The organism is Ruegeria sp. HKCCA5929, from assembly GCF_013034525.1.
Lineage (GTDB): Bacteria > Pseudomonadota > Alphaproteobacteria > Rhodobacterales > Rhodobacteraceae > Ruegeria.
On sequence record NZ_WQGE01000013.1, the window covers coordinates 25,124 to 39,784 of the forward strand.

The following is a 14,661-nucleotide window of genomic DNA, read 5'->3' on the forward strand; positions in this document are numbered from 1 at the left end:
CTCCAAAGGACCCGACCCATGAATGACGTCGTGAACCCCGAAACCTATGAAAACCTGGCGATTTCAGAGCGCGAGAACGGCTTGTATGTCGTAACGTTGAACCGTCCTTCAAAGCGCAACGCTCTGGATGTGGCCACTATCGAAGAACTGATCCGCTTTTTCAGTGGTGCCCGTATGGCCGGTGTCAAAGCTGTGGTGCTTGCTGGTGAAGGTGACCACTTCTGCGCGGGCCTTGATCTGGTCGAGCATTGGAAGGCCGACCGCAGCCCGGATGACTTCATGCATGTCTGCCTGCGCTGGCATGAGGCATTTAACAAGATGGAGTACGGCGGTGTGCCGATCATCGCGGCACTGAAAGGTGCGGTCGTGGGCGGAGGGCTGGAACTTGCCAGTGCGGCGCATATCCGGGTCATAGACCCCGGCACCTATTTCGCCTTGCCTGAAGGCCAACGTGGGATTTTCACAGGTGGTGGCGCGACAATCCGAGTGTCCGACATGATCGGCAAGTATCGCATGATCGACATGATCCTGACGGGTCGCGTTTACCAGGGGCAAGAGGCCGTCGATCTGGGGCTGGCGCAATACATCACCGAAGACGGCGGCAGCATGGCCAAGGCGATGGAGCTGGCAGAACAAATCGCGCAGAACCTGCCCCTGACCAATTTTGCAATCTGCTCGGCGATCAGCCACTTGAACAACATGTCAGGCATGGACGCAGCCTATGCCGAGGCTGTGGTAGGCGGAGTGGTCAACACCCAACCCGCCGCTCGGGCGCGCCTTGAAGCCTTTGCAAACAAAACTGCCGCCCGTGTGCGGCCAAACAGCTAAGTCAGGCGGAATCGGGATGCGCCATCATTTCGAAGCTCTTCAGAAGACGCGGGCGAACCATGTCCCCTTGTCACCATTGTCCTTTCTGCACCGCGCCGAAAGCTTGCACGGTGCGAGAACAGCAGTGGTTTATGGCGATATCCAAAGAACATGGGCCGAAACTGCAAACCGCATTCGCGCAGTTGCCGGTGGGCTGGTCGAACTTGGCGTGCGGAAGGGCGACACTGTTTCGGTGCTCAGCCCGAACATCCCAGAGCTCTTTGAGCTGCACTTTGCCCTGCCGTTGACCGGCGCAGTGCTCAATACGCTGAACACGCGTCTGGAACCGGAAACCATCGCCTACATCCTGGATCACGCGGACACCAAGCTGGTGATCGTGGACCGGGAACTTGTGCCGCTTCTGTCCAAAGCTTTCGATCTGCTCGGTCGAACTCTGCCGGTGGCCGAAATCGATGATCCTGCAGTTACTGGGGAGAGCCTTGGTGGTCAGACCTTTGAAGCGCTGACCAAAGCCGCGCCCCTGCCGATCGAATTGCCGGAAGATGAGTGGGATGCCATTGCGTTGAACTACACGTCCGGCACATCCGGGCGCCCAAAAGGCGTCGTTTATCACCATCGCGGCGCCTATCTGATGGCTCTTGGCACCGGGACGGCATGGCAGATGCCCCCCTATCCCGTCTATCTGTCGGTGGTGCCGATGTTCCACTGCAATGGCTGGGGACACCCTTGGTTGATGGCCATGCTTGGGGCAAAGGTTGTGTTTACGCGCGTTCCGGCCGCCGACCGCATTCTGGACGCAATCCGCACCCATGGCGTAACGCATTTCGGTGCCGCGCCTATCGTGCTGCAGATGCTGGCCGAAGCTGAAAGTGGCGCGACCCCATTTGATCCTGCAATCCGTGTGTTGACCGCAGGTGCACCACCACCGCCTTCGGTGCTGGAAAAGACCCGTGCAATGGGGTTTGACGTCATGCAGGTCTATGGGCTGACAGAGACCTACGGCCACATCTCTCAATGTCTTTGGCAGGACGACTGGGATGATCTCAGCCCAGCTGAACAAGCGGAATTGCAGGCGCAGCAAGGTATTGCCTTTCCAATGGTCGAACAGGTCACAGTGATCGACCGCGAAACCGGGGAACCGGTGGCGCGTGACGGTTCGACACAAGGCGAGATCGCCATTCGCGGTAACACGGTGATGGCAGGGTATTACAAGGACCCAGCGGCCACCGCGACAGCTTTCGAAGACGGTTGGTTCTGGTCCGGCGACGGCGCGGTCATTCACCAAAACGGCTATATTCAGATACGCGACCGCCTGAAGGACGTGATCATTTCGGGCGGCGAGAATATCTCGTCCGTCGAGGTCGAAGCCGTATTGTACCGTCATGAAGCAGTTCAGGCCGCAGCGGTCGTGGCGATGCCCCACGAGAAGTGGGGAGAAGTCCCCTGCGCTTTTGTCGAACTGCGCGAAGGTTCCGAAACAACGTCTGACGAGATAATCGCCTTCTGCCGTGACCATCTGGCGGGGTTCAAAGTGCCCAAAGCCGTTATCTTCGAATCCCTTCCCAAAACCTCCACAGGCAAAATCCAGAAGTTCCAACTTCGGGACCGCGCCAAAGCAATGGACCTTTGATATGCGTCTGCTGTCCCAATCCCGCCGCCTGCGCCAAACACCTTTTTCCGAAGGGGTCGAGGATAAAGGCGTTACTGCCTACACCGTCTATAACCGGATGCTGCTGCCCACAGTGTTCGAGAGCGTCGAGGCCGATTATCGGCACCTCAAATCTCATGTGCAGGTCTGGGATGTGTCTTGTGAGCGGCAGATCGAACTGAATGGGCCTGATGCGGGTCGTCTGATGCGGCGGTTGACCCCCCGCAACCTGGAAAAAATGCAGGAAGATCAGTGTTACTACGTTCCAATTGTCGACGAGAACGGCGGCATGCTGAACGATCCGGTGGCGATCAAACACAGCGCGGATCGCTGGTGGATCTCAATCGCCGACAGCGACCTGTTGCTGTGGGTCAAGGGCCTTGCAGTCGGCGCGGGCATGGATGTGCGGGTTTTTGAGCCTGACGTTTCGCCGCTGGCCATTCAAGGGCCAAAGTCGGATGATCTAATGGCCCGCGTGTTTGGAGACGAAGTGCGCGACATTCGCTTTTTCCGTTACAAACGGATGGTGTTTCAGGACACATCCTTTTTGGTCGCACGCTCTGGTTACTCGAAACAGGGCGGGTTTGAGATCTATGTCGAAAACGGTGCCTACGGGATGCTGCTGTGGAATGCGTTGTTCGAAGCCGGAATGGATCTGAACGTTCGTCCGGGATGTCCAAACCTGATCGAGCGGATCGAAGGCGGGCTGTTGAGCTATGGCAACGATATGACCATGGAAAACTCTCCGCTGGAGTGTGGTTTGGGCAAATTCTGCAAACCGGACGAGGAAAGTGACCACATTGGCAAGCACGCACTTGCGCGCGAGGCCGCAACTGGTCTGGCCCGACAGATCCGCGCGATCTCTATCCCCGGTGACCCCGTGCCACCTGCCCGCTCAGCTTGGCCACTGCTCAAGGATGGAAAACGGGTTGGTCAGGTCACGTCCGCTGCCTGGTCACCGGATTTTGAAACCAATGTCGCTATTGGCATGGTCGACGCCGGACACTGGGATGCTGGTTCTGTTCTGACGGTCAGAACCCCAACCGGTGACCGACAGGCCAAGATTCAGGAAACGTTCTGGATATAGCCCAAGCCAGGGTAACGCCCGCGTCCGGTGTTTTGGTTAAGCGACGCCGCTAGCATCAGGCAAGCATTCCCCAGTGCTTCGACGCATTTGGTTTCTGCCCGGGAACGTTTGAGACGGTGTTGCGTTAAGTCGCGAACCGATAAGTTGGCAGTTGAGGGTTGTGCGAAACCAACGCTGACGACCCAAACAACCTCAGGCTTCAAAGAACACTCTTGCAATCGCGTGCGCTGGCATAGTCACCTAGGCCAAAGGAGGCCGGAGGAAGCCTATGGCGCGTTGGAAGTTTGTGATTTGTGTTTGGAGCGCGCTGGTACTTGTCGCATGCGCTCCTAAAACCCGCACTTACGAAAAGACGGTATCGGCTGCATTGCCCGCCTATTCGGGCACGGCTCTGAGTCAGTTGGCCAATCGCCTGGGGGATCCCAAAGACGGCCGGTCAGGTGTCAAGCTGATCAGTGATGGTGAAGAAGCGCTTGCCTCACGGCTGTTGATGGCCGCCGCCGCCGAAAGAACGTTAGACGCTCAGTACTACCTTCTGCATGACGACCCGACAGGACATCTTTTTGCAGCCAGTCTGTTGCAGGCCGCAGATCGGGGGGTTCGTGTCCGCCTGTTGTTGGATGACATGGATACGTCCAGCTACGACGCGATGACCGCCGCATTGGACCATCACAAAAACATTGAGATCAGGCTGTTCAATCCGTTCTGGCGAGACCAAAGCCTGTTGGTCGCTGGACTGACGGACTTCAAGCGCATCAATCGCAGAATGCACAACAAATCCATGACAGCTGACAACGTGTTTACGATTGTGGGTGGAAGGAATATCGGCGCTGAGTACTTTCTGGCGCGGAAAGAAATGAACTACGCCGATCTGGACGTGTTGGCTGCTGGACCTGTTGTGCGTGAAGTTTCACAGAGCTTCGACGCATATTGGAACAGCGAATTCGCAGTCCCCGCCCGCGTGGTTGTGGGAGAGCCCGAAGATTTTGACCTGAGCGATGCGCGAAGCCGGTTGAATGAACTGGTCGAAGAAGCAAAGCAAACACAGTATGGCGCTGCCCTTAGAAAGTCAGCACAAGAGAACTTCGCAGATGGGGCCTTTTCGCTGGATTGGCTGCCCGCGAAGCTTTATGCCGATCCACCTTCAAAAGCGGCCGGACTTGAAGGTTCGGACCCCGTTCTTGCCTCGCAATTGCTTCCGTATTTTGAGAATGCCAGCAGTGAGGTGAATATCGTTTCTGCCTATTTCGTACCACGCAACAACGGTGTGAAATGGCTGACCGAACTTGAACGTCGTGGTGTCGAGGTAAAGGTGGTAACCAACTCGCTGGCCTCCAACGACGTTGCACCCGTTTACGCGCATTATGCCAAAAAACGCCGAGCGCTTTTGCGCGGAGGAGTGGAACTCTACGAGTTGCGACCCGACGCCTATCAAGTCCAGCGCCGTGGCATAAACTGGGCTCAGTCCAGATCCGGCTTGCACTCCAAGGCATTCGCTGTTGATGACCGCTACTTGTTCGTGGGATCGTTCAATTGGGATCCGAGGTCAGTCAAAATCAACACCGAGATGGGAATTCTGATAGACTCGCCCGCATTGACCACACAAACCATGGGTGCGTTGGACGACGCGCTACCCGCATACACTTACAGTGTAACCCTTGAGCAAGCCGGTCGGCTTAAATGGACGACACGAAGCGATGATGGCGAAGTTCTTGAATATCAATCCGAGCCGACGGGATCAGCCTGGGACCACATAGTTGCCGGGTTTCTGAGTATTTTACCAATCGGCTCTCAGCTTTAGGTTTATCCAGAAATACTCTGTCGACGTGTTAGGGGTAAGGGGGCTTCGGTGTCCTGCTCGCTCAATTGGGACGAAGTATCTGCGAGACAATGGCCGTTTCGGACACTGCCCGCCGCCGCCTTTGGTGCGTTCTTGTGTGGCATCTTACCCTTGTTCTCCAAGAAACCTTTCACCGTCTTCCAATCCGTGGTCACCCACGACCTGAGGCTGACGTGACTGGCACTATTGTCTGGCCTACCTACTCCCAGGCAGAACTTGGTCGATGACGTGCTCGTATAGAGCCCGAGGTAATCAGGGCATTTTTTCAGGCAATACCGCCCAAACAGAGCTCATTTAAACCTTGGAAGCTCAAGCGTAAGGCTCGCTCCCGCTAAAGCTGGATCGATTGAGATCTGCCCCCCGTGGCGGCGGGCCACGGCTGAAACGATCGACAAACCTAACCCGCTTCCCTCCGAGGGTTCCAGCTGTGAAAACCGGCTGAATACGGCGTCGCTTTGGTCTGGTGTAAGTCCGGCACCATCGTCGGCCACAGTCAGCCGGACGGTGTCCCGAGCGCTCTGTAAAACAACCGAAATTCTGGTCAGTTCAGCGCCTCCATGTTTCAGCGCATTATCAAGCAGGTTCTTGATTGCCTCCGACAGAAATACCCGGTCACCCGCGACAGTGATTGGTGAATCTAGCATCGTGACCTCAAACTCGATGCCCCTTGCGAGGATGTGAACGCCCATCTCTGCGCAGGCCTCTTCCACCACCGAGCGGAAGTCAATCTTGTCCATCTGATCCTGATGCGTTGGTTGTCTCAGCCGTTCCAACGACAACAATTGCTCGGCAACTGTGGCCGAGTTTTTAGCCGCCGCTATAAGTTCTACAATACGTTTGTCTCTGTCTGCGTCCGTTTTTGCGCCTCGCAAAGCCTCGGCCATCGATTGGACTGCGGCGGCTGGATTGCGCAGCTGATGCGCAGCTTCGGAAATAAACACCTGATGCGCGTGTATGCTGTGTTCGACCTGCTCAAACAGCCGGTTTAGAGTTTTTACAATACCATGGACCTCGACCGGAACCTGGCGTTTGATTTCACTCAGGTCATCGGGTGAGCGCAAGTCGATGGCGTTCTGTAAATCCAGTAAGGGTCGCAGACCGCGCGCGACGCCGAACCAGACAACAATAGCGAGGGTCACCAGCAGGATACCCATCAGGATTGCCGCACGGATTGACAACTCGTTGGCAAAGGCATTGCGATCCGCGATGCGTTGCCAGACCGTGACCGTTGCATCACCTACCAGATTTTCTAAGGTGACCCGTTCAGTCATTTTTAACACGCGCACCGGCTCGTCCCGATACAGCGCTTCAAAAAACTGAGGTTGGAACACGTCCTGCTCCGTTGGGTTCGGGGCAGCCGGAGGATAAGCATAGCCGGTCACGTAAATACCACCGGGGCCTGTTACGTGGTAGAATATCTCTCCGCCCGACGCATCGCGGATCAAGCTGCGGGTGGTCGGCGACAGGGCATCACCTTCTGAAATCGCCACATCACGCGAAATTGCCAGACCTGCAGATAGCAGGCTGTCATCAAAAAGTTCCTGTGCCGTTTGCTGGGCAACCGTGTAGCGCCAATATCCAAGCAGGATCGCAAGCAGAACCAACGGCGTCAGAATCAGCGTGAAAAGCCGGAGCCGGAGCGAACCCTGTTTGATCACTTCTGCACCTCAAGCAGATAGCCAAGGCCACGGGCCGTCTTGATCCTGATCCCAAGGTTCTGAAGCCGCTTACGCAAACGCGACACATGAGGTTCGACGGCCGAATCCTCGACATCGGCCCCCACACCATAGACATAGTCGGTGAGCTGGCTTTTTGGCACAATCCTGCCCCGCCGTTCCAGCAGGCATTCCAGGACGGCCATCTCCCGGCGTGGTACATCTAGCACCTGCCCTTTTGCGCTCACCTGACGAGAGGCGCGGTCGAATTCCAGATCTCCGATGGTTTCGCGGGACCCGTAGTCCAGTTGCTTGCGGCGAGACAAAGCGCGAATGCGGGCCTCAAGCTCGTCCATTTCGAAGGGTTTGATCAGATAATCATCGGCGCCCATATCCAGACCCGAGACCCGATCACTGGTTTCGGTACGCGCGGTCAGCAGGATCACGGGCGCGCTATCACCCCTGTTACGCAGAGACCGCAGAATCTCGAGCCCTGACCGGCCAGGCAGATTGATATCCAGAACGATCAGATCCGCGCCTTCCTGTTCAAGGTATTGGTTGGCTGCGTCTCCATCCGTCAGCACGTCTGCGGCATGGCCCCGGTCCCGCAGGCGATAAGCAATGGCGTTGGCGAGGGTCTCATTGTCCTCGACGATAACAATCCGCATCGGGTCTCCTGCAAGTTTCGCGCAAGGTTGGCCCTCCATGATTGCCAGATGGGAGGGGGAATCAACCCCGCAGTTCTATTAGCGATCATGGTAGCGCCAAGGGCGCTGGCGTGGTTGTCTGGTCAACAGGGAGGAACCAATGGCCATTTCCAACTTCACCCGTCGCGCCGTCGTGGGGCTGATCGCCGCCGCCGGAATCGCCGCACCTGCCGCTGCCGAGGTCGATTTCTCGGGCAAGACTGTTGAATGGGTGATCCCGTTCTCGGAAACGGGCGGGTCTGCCAAATGGGCCAATTTCTTTGCGCCGCTTCTTTCCGAAGCATTACCGGGTCAACCGACTGTTGTCGTGAAATTCATGCCGGGCGCTGGTTCGACCAAAGGCGCAAACTGGTTCCAAGAACAAAGCCATGACGATGGCACGCTGCTGTTTGGCACCTCTGGCTCTACCCAGTTCCCATACCTGCTAAGCGATCCACGCGTTCGCTATGAATACAACGACTGGATTCCGGTCATGGCGTCGGGAACAGGTGGTGTTGCCTATCTGAACGCCGAAGACGGAGCAAAGTTCGATGGCTCCGCCAACGCGCTGAAAGACACCAACTTCATCTACGGTTCGCAGGGTGCGACGCGTCTTGACCTTGTACCGCTGTTGGCCTGGCAAATGCTTGGCATGAATGTCGAGCCGGTCTTCGGCATCAAGGGTCGCGGAGACGGTCGTCTGATGTTCGAACGTGGTGAAGCCAATATCGATTATCAGACCTCGTCCGGCTATCTGGGTGGTTCCGCCCCGCTGGTTGAATCCGGTCAGGCTGTGCCGATGATGACATGGGGCGCACTGGACGCCGATGGCAACATCGTTCGTGACCCGACCTTCCCGGACATTCCGACCTTCAAAGAGGTCTGCGAGGCGACCGATGGCTGCGAAACAAGCGGTGAGGCATGGGATGCGTGGAAAGCGTTCTTTGTAGCCGGGTTCCCGGTCCAGAAGCTGGCATTCCTGCCCGGTGATACACCTCAGGAAGTAGTCGACGCATACACCGCTGCATTCCAGGCTGTGACCGAGCGCGGCGACTTTGCTGACATTTCCTCGAAGCGCGTGGGTAAGTATCCGGTGTTTGTAGGTGACGGCTCCAAGTCGGCGCTGCAAACCGCGACAAACGTCGACGACAACGCCAAGGCCTATGTCCTGAACTGGCTGAAAGAAGCCTACGGTGTCGAGCTGAACTAAGCCGACCATTCACAGCGCGTGCCTGCAGCAAAGGGCGCGCGCTTTTTGAACCCTACCAAAATTGAATGAAAGGCGGCCGCTATGGAGGTTTTCGCCACCGCTCTTCCTGCGCTCAGTGACGCGTGGGGTCTGATCCTGCAACCCATTGTACTGGGATATCTTGTTCTCGGTGTCGTTATGGGTCTGGCTGTAGGTGTGTTCCCGGGACTTGGCGGCATTGCCGGATTGTCCCTGTTGCTGCCTTTCATGTTTGGAATGGACCCGATCCTTGGGCTAGCGCTGATGATCGGTATGGTCGCCGTTGTTCCGACCTCTGACACCTTCGCGTCGGTTCTAATGGGCATCCCCGGCAGCTCTGCCTCGCAGGCCACCGTGCTGGACGGCTTCCCAATGGCTAAAAATGGCGAAGCAGCCCGTGCGTTGTCGGCCGCCTTCGCCTCATCGCTGTTTGGTGGGCTTGTCGGTGCAACTTTCCTGACCATGTTCATTCTGATCGCGCGGCCCATCGTACTGGCCTTCGGTTTGCCCGAGATGCTGATGATCACCATCCTGGGCCTGTCGATGGTTGCCATTCTGGCGGGGCGTATCCCATTGAAAGGTGTTGCTGCAGCTGGATTGGGGCTGATGGTCGGCACCATCGGAGAGGCCGACGCGGGCGGCTCTTTGCGTATGGCGACCTATGACATTCCCTATCTAACGGACGGTCTGAAACTGGTCATCGTGGGTTTGGGAATCTTTGCCGTTCCTGAAATCGTCTCACTGCTGCGGCAGGACCGATCTATCGCCAAGGGTGCCTCGCTGGGTGCCGGTTGGTTTGATGGGGTTAAAGACTGGGCCGCAAACATATGGCTTTCGGTTCGCTGTTCGATAATCGGGGTGGTCGTTGGCGTCATTCCCGGCCTCGGTGGCTCGGTCGTAGACTGGATTGCTTATGGCCACTCGGTGCAATCCACGAAAGACAAAAGCAAATTCGGCAAAGGCGAAGTGCGCGGTGTCATCGGGCCGGAAAGCTCGAACAACGCCAAGGAAGGCGGCGGGCTGGTGCCGACGCTGCTGTTCGGCATCCCGGGCTCCGGCTCGATGGCGATCTTCATCGGCGCGGTGGCTCTGTTGGGGTCGGGTGATATCGAAGTCGGTCCGAGCATGCTCAAGGACAATCTCGACATAACTTATTCGATCGTCTGGCTGTTGGCATTGGCCAACGTGGTCGGCACCATCCTATGCATCGCAGCCTCGGGCGGGATCGCTAAACTGACCACGATCCGTTTCACCTATCTGGCCCCGTTCCTTTTCATGTTGATTAGTTTCGCGGCCTTCCAATCCGGTCAGAACTTCGAAGACCTTCTGGCCCTATTCGTGATTGGCCTGATCGGCATCTTTCTGCGCCGTTTCGACTGGTCGCGCCCGGCCTTTCTGATTGGGTTCGTGCTGTCGAACCCGGTTGAGAAGTTCACCAACCAGGCTTTCCAGATCGCCTCATTCAGGTTCCGAAAGAGCTTTGCTGAAGGCATGGAGTATGTCTTCAGCCCCATCGTAATCGTTCTGATCATCGTCACTGTGGTGTCCGTCATTCTTGGCATTCGGCAGGCCAAAATGATCATGTCCGAGGGTGAAGTCCAATCTGGTAGCAAGCGCGCGCCGCTGGTCTTCCTGCTGGTGATCATGGCTTATCTGATCGTGGCGTTGATCAATGCCAACATGATCCCTGACTACAATATGACCGATAAGATCATCCCGATGGTGATTGGCGGCGTGTCTTTGTTCTGCTGCGTGATCCTGTTGATCCAGATGATGCGGCGACCCGAGGGGGACGCGATCTTTGCTGACAAGGAGCTTGCTGGCGAGGACGCGAACGCGCCGCATGGACTTTGGTCAACGCTCGCATGGTTTGCAAGTCTGATCGCGGCCACTTGGGTTGTGGGCTTCATCCTCGCCTTGATCGGCTTCCTGATCGCATTCTTCCGCATTCGCGCCGGGTCCAGCTGGCAGATGACCCTGATCCTGACCGCCTGCGGCATCGGCTTCATGTGCTTCATGGCCGGGGCGTTGAACCGGGATTTCCCACCAGGTCTGCTTCAAGACATGGTGAATCTGCCGTGGCCGCTGAAATGAACGACACACTGACCCTACTGTGCCTTGAAGGAGACGGCATCGGGCCAGAGATCATGGCCGCAACGCTGGTGGTTCTACAAGCTGCTCGCCCGGTTCTGAACCGAGAGATCAAGATCGAGCAAAAGGACATCGGCTTTACCGCGTTGGAGGCGGAAGGGTCGACGCTCCCACACGCAGTGATTGAAGCCGCCAAAGCTGCAGACGGCGTTATTCTTGGACCGGTATCGCACAACAGCTATCCATCCGTCGATCAAGGCGGGCATAATCCGTCCGGCATTCTGCGCAAAGAGCTTGCGCTTTTTGCCAACCACCGCCCAGCCAGAACATGGCCGGGATTGGATGCACCGTCCCGCAAGGCGTTTGATCTGGTCGTGATGCGTGAAAACCTCGAAGGCTTCTACGCTGACCGCAACATGTACGCTGGTGGTGGTGAATTTATGCCCGAACCGGACATCGCACTGGCTTTCCGGAAAGTCACGCGTGCGGCCAGCATGGATATCGCACGAGCCGGGTTCGAACTAGCCGGGTCGCGCCCTTCCAAAAAGGTGACCGTAGTTCACAAGGCCAACGTCATGCGCATGACGGACGGCTTGTTCCTTGAGTGCACTAGAACCATCGCCGACGAGTTTCCTAGTGTGGCTTACGACGAAATGCTCGTGGATGCTGCGGCGGCTCATCTGGTTCGAGACCCTTCGCGGTTTGATGTGCTGATCACGACGAACATGTTTGGTGACATTCTCAGCGACCTGGCTTCGGAACTGGCCGGAGGGCTGGGATTAGCCGGATCTCTCAACTTCGGATTTCGACACGCCGTGGCGCAGGCCCAGCACGGTTCTGCACCGGATATCGCGGGCAAAAATTTGGCCAACCCTGTCTCACTGATTTTATCTACTGAAATGTTGCTGCGACATTTGCGCGAAACCGCAGCGGCCGATCTGATCCGCGCATCTGTGGGCTTGGCTCTGTCCTTGCCCGAAACGCGCACGCGCGACCTTCGCGGCGCGCTTGGCACCCGTGAGTTCACCAAAGTTCTGACAAACCTTGTCGAGGAAGGCACGAGATGACCCAAACGGCAATCCCCTACATATTCATGCGAGGCGGCACCTCGCGGGGCCCTTATTTCCGCAGATCGGACCTCCCCGAAGATCTGGATACTTTGGCTGAAGTTCTAATCTCGGTTGTCGGAGCCGGCCATCCTCTGAATATCGACGGCATCGGCGGTGGCGCGGCAGTCACCACCAAGGTCGCGATGCTGTCGCTCAGCGACGATGACTGGGCGGACATCGACTATTTCTTTGCCCAGGTGTCGGTTGAGGAAAAGCTGGTAGATTTCAAACCGACCTGCGGCAACATCCTGTCTGGGGTCGGCCCCGCCGCAATCGAGATGGGGTTGATTAAGCCCAAAGGCGATCTGACCGAAATCCGTATCCGAGCTGTAAATACAGGAGCGAGGGTCGTCGCCAAGATACAGACACCAGGCGGTGAGCTGACCTATGATGGTGACGCAGAAATTGCGGGTGTCCCTGGAAATTCCGCGCCGGTGCAATTGAGTTTTATGGGGGTCGTCGGCTCCTCTACCGGGGCCTTTTTGCCTACAGGCAACCTGCGCGATACTGTTCAGGGCGTCGAACTGACTTGCATGGATGTCGCCATGCCTATGGCCATTGCCCGCGCGGTCGATTTTGGCCTGACAGGGTATGAAAACGCCGAAGAACTGGACGCAAATCGCGAGTTTTTCGACCGGATGGAAGACATTCGGATAGAAGCCGGGCAATTGATGGGAATGGGGGATGTTTCAAAGTCGGTGACACCCAAGTTCGGGATTTTGGCACCAGCCAAAGACGGTGGAACTATTGCCGTCAGATACTTCATGCCGTGGAAGACACATCCAACGATGGCGGTGACGGGGGCGCAGTGCATGGCGTCATGCGCTTTGACACCTGGCTCGGTTTCGGAGGGGTTGCTTGAGCGTGCTGTCAAGAGCCCCGCAGAAGTCGTTTTAGAACACGCCTCGGGGAAAATCGACGTCCTCGTGGATTTTTCAAATGAAGACGGGTTTTCGTTAAACGCTGCTGGTTTGGTGCGCACAGCGCGCAAGCTGGCTGAAGGCTCTATCTACGTGCCTCAAAGTGTTTGGGTCAGTAGTTGATTGGGTGCATTTCAATTGGTATACTTCGGTATACAATAGGAGATGTTACGATGGATGACTACTCGGAATGCCTCGACATTGCACGCCAGGAACTCAAACTTGCGCAAGCGGCGTTACGGCGGAACATGGCAGAATACCCAACACCGATTGCAGGGTGCGACGAGCAGTTCAATCACTTGCTTGATCAAAGCCAACGCGTTCGCAACGCGCTGGCTGCACTTGAAGCACCAAATTTCATTCCAACACCAAGAAAGCTCACCCCGGGTCGGAGTTTAGAAAGCCGATGAAAGTTCACATTCTGGATGACTGGTTCGACACCCTGCGCGGTTTGCCTTGTTTCACCAAGCTTGCCGAACACGACGTGACGATCTGGACCGATCATGTTGAAGATTTCGACAAATTGGCGTCCCGGTTGCAGGATGCCGAGGCCATTGTGCTGTTCCGCGAACGCACCAAAATCACACGAGAATTGCTCGCGCAACTTCCTAATCTCAAACTGATCAGCCAACGCAGCGTATATCCTCACGTCGACCTGGACGCTTGTTCGGATGAAAACGTGTTGCTCTGTTCAAACATGCATGGCGGGACGCCTTCTTATGCTGCGGCAGAACTGACTTGGGCACTGATTATGAGCGGTATGCGTGATTTACCGTCGCAGATGGCTTCGGTCAAAGCAGGGCGTTGGCAAGCTGGGGTGGGCAAGACTCTGCGAGGCCGTCTATTGGGTCTCTATGGCTACGGTCGCATCGCTCGCGCCGTTGCCGACTATGCTAAAGCCTTTGGGATGAAAGTGGTTTGGTGGTCGTCAGACGAAGGTCGGGCGCGTGCCTTGGCGGACGGGGTGCAAATTGCGTCCAGCCGCGAGGCATTCTTCACCGAAAGTGATGTCGTTTCGCTTCATGTGCGGCTGAAACCGGGAACGCATGGCATAATAACAGCGTCTGATCTCGGACGCATGCAGCCGGGTGCACTTTTTGTGAATACGTCCCGCGCAGGGCTTATCGCGCCAGGCGCGTTGCTGAACGCGCTCAACGCCGGTCGTCCCGGAAAGGCGGCCATTGACGTGTTCGACACCGAACCCCTGACCGACCCGAACGATCCGTTGCTGTCTCATCCAAACCTGATCGCCACCCCACATATTGGGTTTGTGACCGAGGACGAATTCGACCTGCAATTCGCTGATATCTTCGATCAGGTGAATGCATACGCCGACGGCGCGCCAATCCATATGATCAACCCCGAAGTCTGGAACAACACGACCTAGGTTTCACTAAAATTTCGAGTTTGCAACCTGATCCTTCAACGATCATGGGTCCACAGGGTCGACCTAACACTCTGCGACGGACCCTTTACAAATGGGCCTCCACGCGCTTTCTTCCGTCGGTCGCTTGCATCAACACCTCTCAAGTCAATTTCTGCCCAAATAGAAGATGCAGGACAAAGACT

Annotated in this window: 12 protein-coding genes; 10 read left to right on the top strand and 2 right to left on the bottom strand. The window is 56.6% G+C overall.

Features of this window, described 5'->3' with window-relative positions; translation table 11 throughout:
- Positions 1-18: 18 nt before the first annotated feature.
- The 4 genes from dmdD to GOV90_RS20440 all read left to right on the top strand — a co-directional run bounded on the left by dmdD (position 19) and on the right by GOV90_RS20440 (position 5,364).
- Positions 19-828 (top strand): methylthioacryloyl-CoA hydratase, encoded by an 810-nt coding sequence (gene dmdD, locus GOV90_RS20425; protein ID WP_171096709.1) that lies wholly within the window; start codon positions 19-21, stop codon positions 826-828.
- Between the two features lie 16 nt (positions 829-844).
- Positions 845-2,458, top strand: a complete 1,614-nt coding sequence (locus GOV90_RS20430) for an AMP-binding protein (protein ID WP_171096710.1) — start codon at positions 845-847, stop codon at positions 2,456-2,458.
- 1 nt (position 2,459) lies between these two features.
- Positions 2,460-3,563, top strand: coding sequence for a dimethylsulfoniopropionate demethylase (locus GOV90_RS20435; protein ID WP_171096711.1), 1,104 nt, complete (start codon positions 2,460-2,462; stop codon positions 3,561-3,563).
- A gap of 268 nt (positions 3,564-3,831) precedes the next feature.
- Positions 3,832-5,364 (top strand): phospholipase D family protein, encoded by a 1,533-nt coding sequence (locus GOV90_RS20440; protein WP_171096712.1) that lies wholly within the window; start codon positions 3,832-3,834, stop codon positions 5,362-5,364.
- A gap of 329 nt (positions 5,365-5,693) precedes the next feature.
- Here the strand turns inward: GOV90_RS20440 and GOV90_RS20445 are convergent, their stop codons facing one another.
- The gene (locus GOV90_RS20445; protein WP_256367983.1) at positions 5,694-7,061 is read right to left on the bottom strand and encodes a sensor histidine kinase; all 1,368 of its coding nucleotides are present in this window, start codon (positions 7,059-7,061) and stop codon (positions 5,694-5,696) included.
- The gene (locus GOV90_RS20450) at positions 7,058-7,726 is read right to left on the bottom strand and encodes a response regulator transcription factor (RefSeq protein ID WP_171096713.1); all 669 of its coding nucleotides are present in this window, start codon (positions 7,724-7,726) and stop codon (positions 7,058-7,060) included. Before GOV90_RS20450 ends, GOV90_RS20445 begins: the two co-directional genes overlap by 4 nt.
- Before the next feature lie 139 nt (positions 7,727-7,865).
- Between GOV90_RS20450 and GOV90_RS20455 the strand changes: the two genes are divergently transcribed.
- The 6 genes from GOV90_RS20455 to GOV90_RS20480 all read left to right on the top strand — a co-directional run bounded on the left by GOV90_RS20455 (position 7,866) and on the right by GOV90_RS20480 (position 14,479).
- Positions 7,866-8,954: a tricarboxylate transporter gene (locus tag GOV90_RS20455; RefSeq protein ID WP_171096714.1), complete on the top strand. Its 1,089-nt coding sequence runs from the start codon at positions 7,866-7,868 to the stop codon at positions 8,952-8,954.
- A gap of 81 nt (positions 8,955-9,035) precedes the next feature.
- On the top strand, positions 9,036-11,066 hold the full coding sequence (locus GOV90_RS20460; RefSeq protein ID WP_171096715.1) for a tripartite tricarboxylate transporter permease: 2,031 nt from the start codon (positions 9,036-9,038) through the stop codon (positions 11,064-11,066).
- Entirely contained in the window at positions 11,063-12,130 is a 1,068-nt protein-coding gene (locus tag GOV90_RS20465) for an isocitrate/isopropylmalate dehydrogenase family protein (protein ID WP_171096716.1), read from the top strand. The genes GOV90_RS20460 and GOV90_RS20465 overlap by 4 nt, the downstream gene beginning before the upstream one ends.
- On the top strand, positions 12,127-13,215 hold the full coding sequence (locus tag GOV90_RS20470; RefSeq protein ID WP_171105993.1) for a 4-oxalomesaconate tautomerase: 1,089 nt from the start codon (positions 12,127-12,129) through the stop codon (positions 13,213-13,215). Before GOV90_RS20465 ends, GOV90_RS20470 begins: the two co-directional genes overlap by 4 nt.
- 50 nt (positions 13,216-13,265) lie before the next feature.
- Positions 13,266-13,502 carry a hypothetical protein gene (locus GOV90_RS20475; protein WP_171096718.1) on the top strand — a complete coding sequence of 79 codons (237 nt, stop codon included), beginning with the start codon at positions 13,266-13,268 and terminating at the stop codon, positions 13,500-13,502.
- Positions 13,499-14,479, top strand: coding sequence for a D-2-hydroxyacid dehydrogenase family protein (locus tag GOV90_RS20480; protein WP_171096719.1), 981 nt, complete (start codon positions 13,499-13,501; stop codon positions 14,477-14,479). Before GOV90_RS20475 ends, GOV90_RS20480 begins: the two co-directional genes overlap by 4 nt.
- Positions 14,480-14,661: the final 182 nt, after the last annotated feature.